This is a genomic window from Bradyrhizobium sp. GW821-FHT13H06 (assembly GCF_058803975.1).
Map to the genome: position 1 here is coordinate 33,851 of NZ_JBXAPN010000010.1, position 14,207 is coordinate 48,057.

General features: G+C 61.5%; 15 protein-coding genes. 8 read left to right on the forward strand and 7 right to left on the reverse strand.

Going from position 1 to position 14,207, the window contains the following annotated elements; translation table 11 throughout:
* Window positions 1-194: 194 nt before the first annotated feature.
* Together AC1RQP_RS31895 and AC1RQP_RS31900 are read right to left on the reverse strand one after the other, a co-directional pair.
* Window positions 195-746: a YfbU family protein gene (locus tag AC1RQP_RS31895; protein ID WP_492940897.1), complete on the reverse strand. Its 552-nt coding sequence runs from the start codon at window positions 744-746 to the stop codon at window positions 195-197.
* A 139-nt stretch (window positions 747-885) separates the two neighbouring features.
* Entirely contained in the window at window positions 886-2,127 is a 1,242-nt protein-coding gene (locus AC1RQP_RS31900; protein WP_492940899.1) for a tyrosine-type recombinase/integrase, read from the reverse strand.
* A gap of 440 nt (window positions 2,128-2,567) precedes the next feature.
* On the opposite strand from AC1RQP_RS31900, the gene AC1RQP_RS31905 reads away from it, so the two are divergent.
* The 3 genes from AC1RQP_RS31905 to AC1RQP_RS31915 all read left to right on the forward strand — a co-directional run bounded on the left by AC1RQP_RS31905 (window position 2,568) and on the right by AC1RQP_RS31915 (window position 5,102).
* On the forward strand, window positions 2,568-3,125 hold the full coding sequence (locus AC1RQP_RS31905; protein WP_492940901.1) for a hypothetical protein: 558 nt from the start codon (window positions 2,568-2,570) through the stop codon (window positions 3,123-3,125).
* A complete protein-coding gene (locus AC1RQP_RS31910) occupies window positions 3,122-3,910 on the forward strand; it encodes a hypothetical protein (protein ID WP_492940902.1) in 789 nt (262 codons plus the stop codon). Before AC1RQP_RS31905 ends, AC1RQP_RS31910 begins: the two co-directional genes overlap by 4 nt.
* Before the next feature lie 64 nt (window positions 3,911-3,974).
* A complete protein-coding gene (locus tag AC1RQP_RS31915) occupies window positions 3,975-5,102 on the forward strand; it encodes a DUF4238 domain-containing protein (RefSeq protein ID WP_492940904.1) in 1,128 nt (375 codons plus the stop codon).
* 333 nt (window positions 5,103-5,435) lie between these two features.
* Here the strand turns inward: AC1RQP_RS31915 and AC1RQP_RS31920 are convergent, their stop codons facing one another.
* Both AC1RQP_RS31920 and AC1RQP_RS31925 read right to left on the reverse strand, forming a co-directional pair.
* Window positions 5,436-6,401 carry an AraC family transcriptional regulator gene (locus AC1RQP_RS31920; protein ID WP_492940906.1) on the reverse strand — a complete coding sequence of 322 codons (966 nt, stop codon included), beginning with the start codon at window positions 6,399-6,401 and terminating at the stop codon, window positions 5,436-5,438.
* Between the two features lie 362 nt (window positions 6,402-6,763).
* A complete protein-coding gene (locus tag AC1RQP_RS31925) occupies window positions 6,764-7,042 on the reverse strand; it encodes a hypothetical protein (RefSeq protein WP_492940908.1) in 279 nt (92 codons plus the stop codon).
* 269 nt (window positions 7,043-7,311) lie between these two features.
* On the opposite strand from AC1RQP_RS31925, the gene AC1RQP_RS31930 reads away from it, so the two are divergent.
* Both AC1RQP_RS31930 and AC1RQP_RS31935 read left to right on the forward strand, forming a co-directional pair.
* Window positions 7,312-7,722: a DUF3775 domain-containing protein gene (locus tag AC1RQP_RS31930; RefSeq protein WP_239629820.1), complete on the forward strand. Its 411-nt coding sequence runs from the start codon at window positions 7,312-7,314 to the stop codon at window positions 7,720-7,722.
* 39 nt (window positions 7,723-7,761) lie between these two features.
* Complete coding sequence (locus AC1RQP_RS31935; RefSeq protein ID WP_239624356.1) at window positions 7,762-8,223, forward strand: host attachment protein; 462 nt, start codon at window positions 7,762-7,764, stop codon at window positions 8,221-8,223.
* A gap of 24 nt (window positions 8,224-8,247) precedes the next feature.
* On the opposite strand, the gene AC1RQP_RS31940 is transcribed toward AC1RQP_RS31935, so the two are convergent.
* Window positions 8,248-8,511, reverse strand: coding sequence for a hypothetical protein (locus AC1RQP_RS31940; RefSeq protein WP_061882749.1), 264 nt, complete (start codon window positions 8,509-8,511; stop codon window positions 8,248-8,250).
* Between the two features lie 301 nt (window positions 8,512-8,812).
* Between AC1RQP_RS31940 and AC1RQP_RS31945 the strand changes: the two genes are divergently transcribed.
* On the forward strand, window positions 8,813-9,259 hold the full coding sequence (locus AC1RQP_RS31945; protein ID WP_028178621.1) for a hypothetical protein: 447 nt from the start codon (window positions 8,813-8,815) through the stop codon (window positions 9,257-9,259).
* A 96-nt stretch (window positions 9,260-9,355) separates the two neighbouring features.
* Window positions 9,356-10,228 (forward strand): DMT family transporter, encoded by an 873-nt coding sequence (locus AC1RQP_RS31950; RefSeq protein WP_492940911.1) that lies wholly within the window; start codon window positions 9,356-9,358, stop codon window positions 10,226-10,228.
* 214 nt (window positions 10,229-10,442) lie between these two features.
* On the opposite strand, the gene AC1RQP_RS31955 is transcribed toward AC1RQP_RS31950, so the two are convergent.
* Window positions 10,443-10,754: a histone gene (locus tag AC1RQP_RS31955; protein ID WP_492940913.1), complete on the reverse strand. Its 312-nt coding sequence runs from the start codon at window positions 10,752-10,754 to the stop codon at window positions 10,443-10,445.
* Window positions 10,755-10,820: 66 nt separating this feature from the next.
* Window positions 10,821-12,251 (reverse strand): cryptochrome/photolyase family protein, encoded by a 1,431-nt coding sequence (locus AC1RQP_RS31960; RefSeq protein ID WP_492940915.1) that lies wholly within the window; start codon window positions 12,249-12,251, stop codon window positions 10,821-10,823.
* Between the two features lie 131 nt (window positions 12,252-12,382).
* Between AC1RQP_RS31960 and AC1RQP_RS31965 the strand changes: the two genes are divergently transcribed.
* Window positions 12,383-14,107, forward strand: a complete 1,725-nt coding sequence (locus AC1RQP_RS31965) for a methyl-accepting chemotaxis protein (protein WP_492940917.1) — start codon at window positions 12,383-12,385, stop codon at window positions 14,105-14,107.
* The last annotated feature ends 100 nt before the right edge of the window (window positions 14,108-14,207 follow it).

Consider the following 14,207-nt stretch of genomic DNA (forward strand, 5'->3'; position numbering starts at 1 on the left):
GGTAATCAATTCTCGCGCGGTAGCTCCGCGATAGCGCGACGCAGCGTGATCTCTATGCACCGCCCGCAGATCAGCTCGCCGTGTCCGGCCGGAGGGGCAAGAACCATCAGCTCCCCCGGCTCGAACTCTTCTTCGCAGTGATCGCAACGGACGCTTTCGCTCATTGAAATGCCCCGCGAGCGGATGCGTCAACGCTAGCGATAGCTTGGATGCATCTGCGCTTTTAGTATCTCTGTCAGTTCGGCCAGATTCAGCGGCCGATTGTGCAGATTCGCACGGAGCGGCTCGAACACGCGGTACATGCGCCTGTAGGAGTCGACTGAATGACTGTGCGAATTGAGATCGCGTCCCTTGAAGGAATCAAACCGATGCCGCATGTCGTTCAGCATGTAATTTGCAATATGGTAGTGCGGCTCGTTATTTCCGTCGAAGCCTGGGAATTTGACGTCGGTCCCGAAGGGCTCTGCATCCTTCTCTAGCTGCGCTTTTTCGGCAGGGGTCAAAGCCCCATAGCCTTCCTCCACGAAACGCCACATGTCGAGAAAGTCGGTCGTTTCTCGCACCTCTGGCGGATCCTCAGAAGGCTCGAACGGAATGCCGCTAAGCTCCCAATTCAAACCCCAGAGCTGATTCTTGAAGATCGTATTGGAAATGAAATCAGCGTCGAACTCGCCTTTGATCTCCATCGCTTTGTACATGTCGGCAAGCATGAGAAGGATTAGCTTCTCGCCGTCTGACAGTTTCATCGGCCACTCCCGGTTTATGGAGTGGACGATTTTGCACAAGTGGAGCGTGCAGTACAGCGGGTACGTATGGAGGGGCGCGAGTTAGCAACAGACAAGCAGTGCCGCTGTTGGGTCGTCTTTCAAGCCATTGACAGCGCCCTTAAGCGGCGTCTTGGGCGAAACGCCCGTTGCGCTCGCTCAAGGCACGGGCAACGTATTCCGCAATAGCATCCACCGCCTGTCGCTTCTCGGCCTGCATATCATATCGGTCGTAGGTCTTTCCGCTGCCGACAATCGCGTGATGCGTGAGTGCCTCCGTTGTGTCGCGCGGAATACCCATAGCGCGTGCCCAGGTCGTAGCTGATCGGCGTGCGTCGTGCGGAGACCATTCGGACATTTTTAGCTTCAGCCGAAGTCGGCGGACTGCTTGCGACAGCGCATGCCGATCAATCGGCTTATCGCCTTTGCCCCGAGTGGACGGGAAGACATACGGACTATCGTCGTACAGTCTCTCCGCAAGAGCCTGCTTGATGAGCTTCACCGCTTCAGCGCTAAGCGGGACCGAGTGGGGCTTGGGCCGCTTCATTCGGGAGGCGGGTAGGTCCCAACGCGGGGCGGGGCCGTCCAGATCGATCAGTTCGTCAAGGCGCATGCCCGAGACCTGCAACGGCCGTTGAGCTGTCAGGAAGATAAGGCGAACAGCGATGCCCACCGCGACCGAGAACACCGCGTCGGGCGGCGTGACGAAGGCAGGCCAAACGGCCCTCAGCTCGTCGTCGCTCAGGACGCGATCTTCCTCCCGCTCTTTGCCGCCCACCTTGGGGATGCGGGCGAGGGGGTTGATGATCGTTTCGTCTTCGAGGTTGGCCCAATTGTACATGGTGCAGATTGACGCCTGGGTCTTGTTGGCGTTGCGCACCGAGGTAGCGGCGAGGCCGCGCAGGAAAACGACCAGCTCTTTGCGGGTGATGGTGGATACGATGCGGGGACCGAATTCGGCCTTAGCCCGCTTTAGGACCCACTCGTCATCCTTCCACGACTTCTTGCGGGGCTTCGCATATTCGTTGACGTAGCGGTCAGCCAGCCGGTTAAAGGTCAGCTCATCGGCCCCCACGGCCGCTTCCGTCGCCTCGCGCTGGGCTTCAGCTACGGGGTTGCGGCCTTCGTGCAAATCCGCGTATCGGCGGTTCGCCGCGATTACCGCCTGTGCCAGCGTCATGAAAGGGTATTCCCCCAGGGTGATTCGCTGCATCTTCCCGTGGCGCTTGAAGCGAAAGCAGAAGGTCTTCCGGGAGGCGGTCACCCTGATCGCCAGTCCCTTACAGGCGTCGTCCTTGACCTCGAAGCGCTCGGTGCCTTCGGCTTTGAGCGAGGCGACAAATCGGTCGGTGAAACGGGGCATCGGATTCCGGCTCCGGGGTTCGGCGCGCGGTTTCCCCGGGAAACTTTTGCACCAAGATCGGCGTGTTCGTTCCTGTTCTGTTTAAGACAAGGTTGGAAGCGGCGTCAATTAAAGCGCCGTGAGATCAATGTGTTAGGTGTACGTTTTTGGACGAACCAAGACAGCGCTGGATTCTAAATTTTTAGGATTTCGATTCCGAGGGTCGGAGGTTCGAATCCTTCCGAGCGCGCCATCGAAATCCTCAGTCAGCTCAATAGCTTACGACGCTATCTCATTTCGTTCTTTCCCCTCATTCCGAATGCTATTTTTCCCGCTCATTCCGATAACGCGATTGCGCCGCTCCAAAGTTGCTGGCGGCGACCATTGCACGCTTGGATTCCCTTGCCGGGAACCTTACATTCGATCATTGCGCACGATTCCCGTCCTGCAAGAGCATTTTAATGACCGATATAAAGATCCTTGTTGCGGGCCTGTACGATTTGCTTGAGCCCATCGATCCCGCTGACCGCAAGAAGGCGATCAAGGCCGCGCTGACTATGCTCGGCGACGACGCTGCCGTGACTGACCAAAAAGGCGGCAAGGGCAGCGACGGCGTCGGTGATGACGACGACGATTCCGAGTTCAACTCAAAGGTTCGCACCTGGATGTCGCGCAACAAGGTGACGGCCGAAGAGATCGCGCACGTTTTCCACGTTGATGGTGAGACGGTGGACGTGATCGTTGACACGGTGCCGGGCAAAAACCAGAAGGCTCAGGCGATCAACGCCTACATGCTGACCGGCATTGCGGAGTTTCTGAAAACCGGCGAGTCGAAGTTCACCGACAAGTCGGCGCGCGAAACCTGCAAAAAATTGGGCTGTTACGCCGAGACTAATCACGCAACGCATATGAAAAAGCCGGGCAATGTACTGAACGGCTCGAAGGAAAGTGGCTGGACCGTTACAGGACCAGGAATGAAAACTGCGGCTGAACTCATCAAGGGGTTCACCGCCGAGTGACCATCGACACGACAAAGATGCTTACCGCGATTCCGGCGAGCCTGCGTGATCCCTTGATCGAAACGTACCGAGAAATCGCTTCGAATTTCGCGGAGCACCGCTGGTCGCCGTCCGAATTGGAAGGCGGCAAGTTCTGCGAGGTTGTATATTGGATTTGCCACGGTTTTATCACCGGCACCTATGTTGCGTCTCCGACTAAGCCGGGCAACATGAAGGCTGACAGCAACGCACTAGAGCGCAATTCAGACACAGGTAAGCCGGGCGACCACAGTCTGCGCATTTTGATCCCGCGCATTTTGCCGGCGCTATACGACATCCGGAATAACCGCGGCGTTGGTCACGTCGGTGGCGATGTCGACCCGAACTTCATGGACGCGAGCGCCGTGTATTCCATGGCCAGCTGGATCTTGGCCGAACTCGTGCGCGTATTTCACAACGTCAAGACCGACGAGGCAGAGGCCGCAGTTAATGGCCTAGTCGAGCGCAAGACGCCACTCATATGGTCGGCCGGAACCGCGAAGCGCGTGCTCGACACCAAGATGACCACGGTGGAGCAAACACTGTTGCTTCTGCATCAGGCCTCCGGGTGGGTGTCTGAGGATGATCTGCTCAAATCAATCGAATACAGCAATGCAAGCATGTACCGCAGCAATGTACTCTTCAGGCTGCATAAGACGCGGAAAATCGAATACGACAAAGCGGGAAAGCGCGCGCATATTTCGCCCACGGGCAGCGAATACGTTGAAACACTGCTCATCGCTCCGCGCATGGGCATCACGAAATAGCGGTACGCGGGCTCCGGCACCGCCGGCCGTCCTGAGAGCGCTCACGGCGCTGGGGTGGAGCGATATGGCCGATCACAAGAATCAGCACTTCGTGCCGCGGGTGTTGCTGCGCCCGTTCACGAAGGATGCTGAGGATAAGAGCATCAACCTCTACAACATCCGGGCCGATCGACTGATCCCGGATGCGGCGGTGAAGGGTCAATGCGCCCGCCATTACTGGTACGGCGATGACGGTCAACTCGAGGTGCTTCTTAGCAGGCTAGAAGGCATGTTTGGTCTCGCGCGCCATCGCGTCGCGGCCGGAGGCAATTCGGATAGGGATTGGGAAGAGATCAGCCTATTTATGTACCTGCAACACTGGCGCACGGCGAAGGCCGCCGCACGCATCCGGCACTCGATAGAGGAGATGAACGCGAATACGTGGGCGCCCGAAAAAGACCCAGTGCCCGACAACAAAAAGCTCGTCATGAGTTCGATGCGCTTCGGCATCAAGTCGCGTGACATGTTGAGGGATTTGAAGGTTCGCTTCGTGCAGAACCACACAAGCCGCGACTTCATCATCGCGGACGATCCGGCCGTGATGCTCAACCGCTTTGCATTTGAAAAGTTGGAGGGCTCGGCATTTGGGGTCGCCTCGTCGGGGCTGATCTTCGTCATGCCTATGTCGCCGCGCTTTTCGGTGATCTGCTATGATGGATTGGTGTATTCGCTCGACGCTACAAATAGCCACGTCTTCCTCAAGAGCGAGGCGGCCGTCGATGCATACAACGATATCCAGTGCATCGCGGCGGAGGAGAACATCTACTTCCGGCGACAGGAGGACGGCGAGTACGTGCGGCAGCGGTTCGCGGTAGTGAAGCACAAGCGCCGGCCGGCGTCGACTGTACGCACCTTCGTTCCCGACGGCGAGACTGAGGACGCCGAGCATTACCGGCCTGGCACGATCGAAGAAGCCCGTGCAGCAAGACGTTCGTTGGAGGCAGTTCAATTCAACTACCCGGAGCCCGATCGGTGGATTCCAGGGCTTCGATATCGCTCAAAACCGAAGACGTTCTTCAACGGAACAGGCATGGGACACGTGCGGAAACGAGAATGGCTTTATCGCGGGTGTGACGATCCGGCGCCTGACGCGGGAAAGAAGATGCACATCATCCGAACGAAGGCACGGCCGAGCGCTTGGCCCAAGAGCTGATCCCTTACCCGAAGCGGAACCGCTGCGAGTAGATACCAGGCGAAGTCCGCTTTTGGCCGGTCATTTGGCTGCGCTGTAGAACTTGATCGCAATTGGTGTCCGGTTTGAACTTGGCACGAAGACCATTCCGAATGTCAAAAATTCCCAAAGGTTATCAATGGGAGAACGGACCATGAAATTTCGGAACGGACGTTGATTTCATTGAGGAACTCATCCGATTTCGATTCCGAGGGTCGGAGGTTCGAATCCTTCCGAGCGCGCCACGATTTCAATGTTCTAGATATGTTCCGAAACGGCTAGTGCCGGTCACGGTCTCGATGCCTGCCGCGTCAATCAGCCTGCCGAGACACCGCTTCGCCGGCCGCGTGACAGCGTGTCGGAGGGCGCTTCGTGGAATATCGCGCGGTAGGCTGCGGCAAATTCACCGAGATGGTGGAAGCCGTGGGCGCGTGCGCAGGTGGCAACGGTGACGCCGCCGCCCTTGAGGAGGCGGCAGCGGGTCGCCCACAGCCTTTTCAGGCGAATGTACTGGTGCAGGCTCATGCCGCGCACCATGCTGACGGCGCCGCCGAGCGTCCGGATTGAAACGCCAAACGCGCGCGCGAGATCGGCTGTATAGATCGGCGTGGTCGGATAGGTCGCGACGTAATCATCGATGCGCTGCACGAGTTTGATCGCTCGCTCGCCCTGGACGGAGGTGCTCCGATCCGGGATCGAATCGATCCGGAACAGATCGTCGAGAGCGAGCAGCAGGCCTTCCTGGAGATGGGCCGCAACCTCGGTGGTTTCGAACAGGCCCGGCTGCACCGACGCGGTGCGCAGGATGTCGAGCAAGAGTTGTCGCGTGTGCAGCAGGGCGGCCCGGTTCGCGACATGCGCCTGCAAATCGTCGACGTGGTCGAACCAGCCCCGGTCTCTCAGCGCAGGGGAGAAGATGATCATGGCATGATGATTGGTCCGCGGCTCGACGAATTGGCACTCATCGTTGCCGCGGAGCGCAACGAAGAAACGAGCGTCGAGATCCATTCCCTTGAAGTTGACCCGGAGGTCGTCGGTCATGGACAGGATCACCATCCCACCCGGCATGCGATAGGCGGTATCGAGGATGCGTGCGAACGATCTCGTCATGATGATGCGGCACGCCGGCAGGGAGACGACGGCACGGGCCGCCGCGAAGTTCGGGATGTCCAATGGAATGCTTCTCGCATCTTCCATCGTCTCGATCGGCCGAAACGCGTCGATATCGGAAAACCCGATCAGTTGAAGCGCGGAGGACGGTGCGAGGTCGTCGAACACCATGGGTTCTGGCCGGCTGCTGAAATGAGATAATCAAATGAATGTCGATGCATCGCCATCAATGGCGAAACATCCAGGCTCAGTAAACCGGATTCCGGACCGTAGTATTGCGGACATCATGCCATGAGATCCGCCGGCTCGATGTTACGGCCACATTCTCGGCTCATCGATTCGCCGGCGGCGAGGTCGATGAAATGCTGCATGCGGGCTGACTGGCGAAGGACGCAACTCCGTCGCTTCGTCACCATGTAGAATGACGGTATCGGCTGATTTCAACTTTGATCTGGATCAGATCCAGGCCGGGGGACGGCCGCGCAAGAAATGATCCTGCAAAAGCGAAGGGGCCCCGAGGGCCCCTTCAAACGTCACCAGCGGCGATAGCCGTGGTAACCATAATAGCGCGGGCCGTAATAGCGCGGCGGCCCATAGTACCGTGGGCCGTAATATGGCCGCGGCCCGTAATACCCGTAGTAGTTCGGGCGCCACCAGCACTGCCCCCAGGCGTTGCAGACCATGCGGACCTGCTCGACGCCGGAGATCTGCGGTGTCGCCGGTGCGGGCGCGATGGGCATGGCGGATGCCGCCGACGATGCCGCGAGGGCGCCGAACAGGGACGTGGCGACGAGGCCAGTCTTGAGATTCATGATGTCTTCCTCCGCTTACGCGATGCAGGATATCGAAGTTGTTCGGATCAAATTGTGGCGGACCCGAAATGTAATGCTGATGAACAAACCTTCAGCGAGCTGGCCCGGCCCTGATCCCAGCACGCCAGCTGGCTTGGGCCACGAGGGCATGCCGTGACTTGGACCTGCGACTTGGACCTTGATCCTGCGCAATTCGCAAGTCTGCCTTGGCTTTTAGTGTCGACGACATGGCAGCGGCGTTGTGCGTGCTGCCGGACAAGGTGAACTGGATGCGAGTCATTCCAAATCTGTCGATCTCGCCGGAGAAGGTCTTCTTCGTCATCTCGAAGTCGCGCCGGTCCGACAGCGAAGCGGCCGGGAACGGTGTCATCCTGGAGTCCGGTGACGACGACATGAGCTTCGGCCGCGGTGGACGCGGCGAAACCACCGATCGTGCCGAGCTTGCGGGCTTCATCGGCGACCTCAATGTCGACGAGCAGATCGATCTCGTGGCGCTGACCTGGCTCGGTCGCGGCGACGGCGATCTCTCCGATTGGCGCGAACTGCGCGCTCAGGCCGCGCAGGCGCACAACCGGCGCACGGCATCCTACCTGATCGGCACCCCCATGCTCGCCGATCATCTGGAAGAAGCGATGGCGCAATTCGGCAAGTCCTTCGAGGAATTCGAAGAGCAGCTCTGATGCCGAAGCGGCATCTGCGAGTGTCAAGGAGAAGTTGTGATGGACAAGATGAGAATGGCCAAGGGCGACTGGCTGGTCGTGTGCGACGGGCGCAAGGCGCTGATTCTGGAGAATCTCGGCGACGACAAGTTTCCGAATCTCCACACCAGGGAAGTGCATGAGCAGTCCAACCCTTCGACCACCGCGCAAGGCAGCGATGCGCCGGGCCGGTTGCACCCGGCGGCCGGCGGGGCGCGCAGCTCAGTCGAGCAGACCGATTGGCACGATGAGGCCGAGCGCGCCTTCTTGCGGGGACTGGCGGGCCGGCTCGATGCTGCCATCAACTCCGGCGAGACCAAGGCCCTGACCATGGTGGCCTCACCGCGCGCGCTCGGCATGATCCGCGCCGATTATTCGGACGTCGTGCGCAAGGCGCTCCAGGGGGAGGTCAGCAAGGATCTCGTCAAGCTGCCGGTCTACGAGATCGAGAAGCAATTGCTGCTGTCGGGCGCCGCGAAATAGGACACCCGCACAGGGCGCGGCGCCTCAGTAGCAGGGGTGCCGCCGGCCGTCCTGGCCGATATAAGCGGCCGCGCTGCGGTAGCAGTAGTTGGTCGACGGACCGTCGTAATAGGCGAAGGTGCCGGGGGTGATGCCGGGTCCGTAATTGTGCAGATAGCTGATCGGGTAGGGTAGCGGGTTGGCATAGGAGCGGTGGTGCCGGTGATATCCATTCGCCTCCGCAAGGCCAGGGGCCAGGATTGCAGCCGTCAGGGCCGCAACCGCGGCTACAAGCGTCAACTTGCTCATCTCGATTCTCCGGAACCCGCTCGAACAGATCAGCCATTTATAGCAATTTCGGGCGGTCAGGCATCGCTGCGGAGGCCCGAAATCATGGCCGGTCCTGCAGATTTCCGGGTGGGTGTGACAGAATTGCCGGACATGCGGTCGAAAGCTGCCCATTTTTGGCCTTTTCCGGGTGCTTAACGAATTCCCCACACAAGTATGACCAAAGAGTATTTGCTTGAGATTCCTGCCGCCGTCCCCACGGGATCACTTGCGGGTCCTTCGAGGTCGGTGCATTCCTGAAGGCCATCGCCGTTACCTCGCCATGCGCATCACGCTTCTGAGCCTGCTGTTGCTCTCCGTCGCTGCCGCTACGCCGGCGCGCGCCGAGCTGCATATTACTCGCGACCATGGCGGCTATGTCGAGGAGTACAAGGCCAAGTACAAGCGCGTGCGCGAGAAAGGCGAGCGCGTCATCATCGACGGCATCTGCAATTCGGCCTGCACGCTCGTGCTCGGCATCGTGCCGATGAACAAGATTTGCGTGACGCCGCGCGCGAGCCTCGGTTTCCACCAGGCCTATTACGACAAGGCGTTCACCTTCGGCATCAAGGTCACCAGCGCCGAAGGTACCTCCGATCTCATGTCCTACTACCCCGACAAGGTGAAGGACTGGATTCGTCGCAATGGTGGACTCACCACCGACATGAAGAAGATCAAGAACGGCGTCGAGCTCTGGAAGATCATCGATCCCTGTCCGGAAGAATGGTGATGAGCTGACCTAGACCGCTGTCATCCGCCGCAGCGCAGCATCTTCCGAGCGAAATTCGCATTGCCGCATGGCCTTCGCTGAGGCAATGAGGCGGCAATGAACCATAATCAAGAAAACCTGACCGCCCGCGCCGCGCCGATCCTGTTCGTCCTGCTCTGGAGCACGGGATTCATCGGCACCAAATACGTGGTCAACGATGCCGATCCCTTGACCTATCTCGCCATCCGCATGGCCATCGTGGTCGGGCTGATGGCGATCATCGCAGCCATCGCGCGGCCGAAATGGCCCGACCGGATCGGCATCGCGCACAGCGCGGTCGCCGGCATCCTCGTCCACGGCTTCTATCTCGGCGGCACGGCGATCGCGATCGCGCATTCGATTCCCGCCGGACTCTCTGCGCTGATTCCGGGACTGCAGCCGATCCTGACCTCGACCATCGCCAATCGCTGGCTCGGCGAGAAGGTGACGCCGGTGCAATGGGCCGGCCTCGTCCTCGGCCTCGGCGGCGTCGTGCTGATCCTGCACAACCGTCCCATGACCGGCGAAGCCGGGCTCGGCTGGCTTGCCTCGGTGGTCTCGCTGATCAGCATCACGCTCGGTACGCTCTATCAGCGCCGCTACTGCAACCACATCGACTGGCGAGCCGGCAATCTCGTGCAATACGTTGCCGTCACCATTTTCTTCGCGATCGGGGCATTCCTGTTCGAAGACCGGGTGGTGCACTGGACACAGGAGTTCGTCCTCGCGCTCGCCTGGCTCGCCGTGGCGCTCTCGATCGGTTCGATCGGGCTGTTGTACTGGCTGATCCGCCACGCTGCGGCAACCTCGGTCGCGAGCCTGTTCTATCTGGTGCCCGCCGTCACCGCGCTGATGGCCTATCTGCTGTTCGGGGAAAGACTCGATGCGCTGGCGATTGCCGGCATGGCGATGTGCGCGGCGGCGGTATTCGTCGTCAACCGGCGCTTCTGAAGCATGATCCGGAAAAGTGCGCAGCGGTTTTCCGAAAAGATCATGCTTAAACAACAACCTAAAGCGGGGCGGGGCGTCGGAATACATCCCTGCTGAGCGCAGCACCTTCGTGGTCGGCTGGACCGGCCGGGCCGCCGCGCGGCAAGGGTCGCGTGTCGTAGGGCAGGTCTCCAGGCGGATGTCCACTCCCGGAGACCTGTTCTGAGCGTTGTGATCAGCGCTTCGCCTTCTTGGCCTTCTTCTTCTTCTTCTTCTTGACGGCTTTCTTGACAGCTTTCTTGGCGGCCTTTTTCGCAGATGTCTTGCCGGCCTTCTTTGCGGTCTTCTTGGCCGCTTTCTTTGAGGACGTCTTCGCTTTCTTCTTGGCCTTCTTCTTGGACGTCTTCTTCGGGCCTACTTTCTTCGCGACCTTCTTGGCGGCTTTCCTGACTTGCTTGACGGCGGTGACCGCCGCGTCCTTGGTCGCTTCCACGGCGCTGGTGATCGTGTCCATCGCCTGTTCGGTGATCGGCTTTTCGTCGTCCATATCGTCCCCCGCGGTTTGACTGAGGCGATGACGATAGCGGGTTTCGAAATTGTGTCAAAGCGGCGCTCAACCTCTGCGGATCTTTGCGTAGGCGGCAAGCGCACGCTCCCGTCCCCTGGCATGATCGATGATCGGCTGCGGATAGGTCTTGCCGAGCGTGATGCCTGCGCTCGCAAGCTCGATCGGCGTTGCGTGCCAGGGCTGGTGGATCAGCTTGGCCGGCAGGTTCTTCAGTTCCGGCACCCAGCGCCGAACGTAGGCGCCGTCCGGATCGAACTTGTCGCCCTGGAGCACCGGATTGAACACGCGGAAATAGGGCGCTGCATCTGCACCGCAGCCGGCGACCCACTGCCAGTTGGCGGGATTGCTGGCGGGGTCCGCATCGACCAGCGTGTCCCAGAACCAGGCTTCGCCCTCGCGCCAGTCGATCAGCAGATGCTTGACCAGGAAGGAGGCGACCACCATCCGGACGCGGTTGTGCATCACCCCGGTGTGCCAGAGCTCCCGCAGACCGGCATCGACGATCGGATAGCCGGTGCGCCCGCGCTGCCAGGCAGCGAGCGCCTTGTCATCGCGCGTCCAGGGGAAGCCATCGAAGTTGGTCTGCAGGTTTGCGGTGGCGAGGTCGGGATGGTCGTGTAGGAGATGGCGGCAGAATTCGCGCCAGCCGAGCTCGCTCAGGAATTTTTCGATGCCCGGCCCGAGCGCCGGATCTTCGGCCGCGGCGAACCGCGCGGCGTGCCAGACCTGGCGAGGGCTGAGCTCGCCGAACCTCAAATGCGGCGAGAGCCGCGAGGTGCCCTCCCGGTCCGGGCGGTCGCGGTCGCCGGTATAGACGCGTGCGGTGCGCTTGAGGAAGTCGCGGAGGCGGCCTCGTGCCTCCGCTTCGCCGGGAATCCATGTCTCGTGCAGGCCACCCGCCCAATCGGGCTTGGCGGGCTCGAGTTTCCAGCTCTCTAGACGATCGCTGGCGATCCCTGGTGCAGGGCGCAGCGCCTTCGGTGCGGGCAGCGGCTTTGGCGGGTCGCCGAGCGACAGCACGCGCCGCCAGAATGGTGTGAACACGCGCAGGCCCCGGCCATCCTTGTTGCGGATCGCCGAGGGTGGGACGAGCAAATCGCCGGGACAATTTTGCGAGTCTGCTCCGAGCTTTGCCAGCACCGATTCGAGCGCTCGCTCAACCGACTGATGCGGCGCCTGGGCGATCCCGTTCCAGTAGACGGCGCGGGCGCCGCTCTCGCGCACCACCTCGGGGATGACCCTGGCGGCTGGTCCCCTGCGCAGGACCAGCGATCCGCCGCGCTCGGCGATCGCGGCCCCGAGCGCCCGCAGCGACTGCGCCAGCCACCAGCGCGCCGCGCCACCCGGTGCCCGCCCGGTCGTCTCATCGAGCAAAAAGAGGCAGACCACCGGCGCTCCGGTCTTCGCGGCGGCGTGCAGGGCGGGGTGGTCGGACAGGCGGAGATCGTCGCGAAACCAGACGATGATGGGCGGCACCTTTGGCGCGGTCAGGGGGTGTCCTCGTTTACGATTTGGAAAGGCGTGCCGCCTGCAGCGGTATTATGGTCGTTAATGCCACCGTAAGCCTATTGCACGATTATGCAGGAATTACTGGGGCCATTCCATCCATGTTCAAAGCTTCGAAGTTCCTGCCGCAGTTCAAGCTGGGTACCAAGGCTGTCCTGTGCGCCGTGCTGCTGATCGCCATGAATACGGGGCTCGTGGTCGGCGCCGGCTATTGGTCGCTGACCTCCGCCTTCAATGATCGCGCGCTCCGCGACATCGACGTCAGCCTGCGCACGCTGGCGCTGGCGTTCGCGGAGACCGTTCCCGAGGCCAAGATCACGGTCCAGGACGGCGCGGTCGTGCGCGCGGAGATCCCCAAGATGCCCGACTTCAAGGACCATGCCATCGTCGATCGCGCGGTGTCCTATGTCGGCGGCAATGCGACCCTGTTCGTGTTCGACGCGGCGAACGGGCAGTTCGTCCGCCGCTCCACGAATGTGAAGAAGGAAAACGGCGACCGCGCCGTCGGCACCCAGCTTGCCGCCGATCATCCGGGGCAGGCCGCGCTGCGCCGTGGCGAAGCCTATAAGGGGCCGGCCACGCTGTTCGGCAAGACGTTCATGACCGCCTATTTCCCGATCTTGGACTCGACCGGCAAGGTCGCCGGCATTCTCTATGTCGGCATCCCGATGATCCAGTACGAGAACATGCTGGCCCAGGCCATCGAGAGCATGGCGGCGGCCGCCGGGCTTGCTGCGCTTCTGGTGCTGGCTCTGACCCTGCTGGTCGTCCGCCGGATCACCCGGCCGCTCACCTCGGTCACGCGCTCGCTCACCGCGCTTGCCGAGGGCCAGAGCGACGTCGCGATCGAATGCGAGGACCGTGCCGACGAGATCGGCGAGATCGCCCGCACGGTTGCGGTGTTCAAGAGCAATTCGCAGGAGCGGGCGCGCCTGCGCAGCGAACAGGCGGCGGCAGCGACTGCCGCGGCCGAGCAGCGCAAGGCGGAGCTGCGTAGCTTCGTCGAGGAGTTCCGCGGCAGCGTCGGCGGCATTCTCGACAAGGTGCTCGCATCGTCCGGCGAGTTCGAGCGCGTTGCGCGACAGCTCACCGATGCCGCGCGCGCCACGGCCGATCTGTCGGCGCAATCGGCCGGAGCGTCCGAAACCGCCTCCGAGCATGTGCGTTCGGCGGCGTCGGCTTCCGAGGAGCTGTCTCAATCCATCTCCGAGATCACCCGCCGGGTGCAGGAATCGAACCAGATTTCCGCCGACGCGGTGCGGCAGGCAGAGGCGACCGACCAGCGCATTGCGCAGCTCTCGGAGGCCGGCACGCGCATCGGCGACGTCGTCAAGCTGATCACCTCGATCGCCGAGCAGACCAACCTGCTGGCGCTGAACGCCACCATCGAGGCCGCTCGCGCTGGCGATGCCGGCCGCGGCTTTGCGGTGGTGGCCCAGGAGGTCAAGACGCTCGCCGGCCAGACCGCCAAGGCGACCGACGAGATATCGAACCAGATCGAGAGCATGCAGCTTGCGACCGAGGAATCGGTCGCTGCCATCAAGGCGATCAGCGAGACCATCGAGCGCATCAGCGGCATTGCCGGCTCGATCTCGGCTGCGGTCGAGCAGCAGAAAAGCGCAACCCACAACATCGTGGCGAGCGTTCGCGCGGCGGTCTCAGGTACGGCCGAGGTCGCCGTCAACGTCCGGCACGCCGCCAAGGGTGCCAGCGAGACGGGCGAGACCTCGAGCCGGATGTTTGCCTCGGCCCGCGCGCTGTCGGGCGAGAGCCTGCATCTGAAGGCCGAGGTCGACGGCTTCCTCGACCGCGTGAGGACGGCCTAATCGCTACGGTCATTCCGGGGCGGTCCGGAGGACCGAGCCCGGAATCTCAAGATCCTCAGGTGCGCAATTGCGCACCAGAGTTCGATGCTAACGCATCGCC

Excerpts from the sequence above, each read along its gene's own strand:
- AC1RQP_RS31895 (WP_492940897.1), bottom strand. The coding sequence starts at position 746 with ATGAAACTGTCAGACGGCGAGAAGCTAATCCTTCTCATGCTTGCCGAC.
- AC1RQP_RS31900 (WP_492940899.1), bottom strand. The coding sequence starts at position 2,127 with ATGCCCCGTTTCACCGACCGATTTGTCGCCTCGCTCAAAGCCGAAGGC.
- AC1RQP_RS31905 (WP_492940901.1), top strand. The coding sequence starts at position 2,568 with ATGACCGATATAAAGATCCTTGTTGCGGGCCTGTACGATTTGCTTGAG.
- AC1RQP_RS31915 (WP_492940904.1), top strand. The coding sequence starts at position 3,975 with ATGGCCGATCACAAGAATCAGCACTTCGTGCCGCGGGTGTTGCTGCGC.
- AC1RQP_RS31920 (WP_492940906.1), bottom strand. The coding sequence starts at position 6,401 with ATGGTGTTCGACGACCTCGCACCGTCCTCCGCGCTTCAACTGATCGGG.
- AC1RQP_RS31925 (WP_492940908.1), bottom strand. The coding sequence starts at position 7,042 with ATGAATCTCAAGACTGGCCTCGTCGCCACGTCCCTGTTCGGCGCCCTC.
- AC1RQP_RS31930 (WP_239629820.1), top strand. The coding sequence starts at position 7,312 with ATGCGAGTCATTCCAAATCTGTCGATCTCGCCGGAGAAGGTCTTCTTC.
- AC1RQP_RS31935 (WP_239624356.1), top strand. The coding sequence starts at position 7,762 with ATGGACAAGATGAGAATGGCCAAGGGCGACTGGCTGGTCGTGTGCGAC.
- AC1RQP_RS31940 (WP_061882749.1), bottom strand. The coding sequence starts at position 8,511 with ATGAGCAAGTTGACGCTTGTAGCCGCGGTTGCGGCCCTGACGGCTGCA.
- AC1RQP_RS31945 (WP_028178621.1), top strand. The coding sequence starts at position 8,813 with ATGCGCATCACGCTTCTGAGCCTGCTGTTGCTCTCCGTCGCTGCCGCT.
- AC1RQP_RS31950 (WP_492940911.1), top strand. The coding sequence starts at position 9,356 with ATGAACCATAATCAAGAAAACCTGACCGCCCGCGCCGCGCCGATCCTG.
- AC1RQP_RS31955 (WP_492940913.1), bottom strand. The coding sequence starts at position 10,754 with ATGGACGACGAAAAGCCGATCACCGAACAGGCGATGGACACGATCACC.
- AC1RQP_RS31965 (WP_492940917.1), top strand. The coding sequence starts at position 12,383 with ATGTTCAAAGCTTCGAAGTTCCTGCCGCAGTTCAAGCTGGGTACCAAG.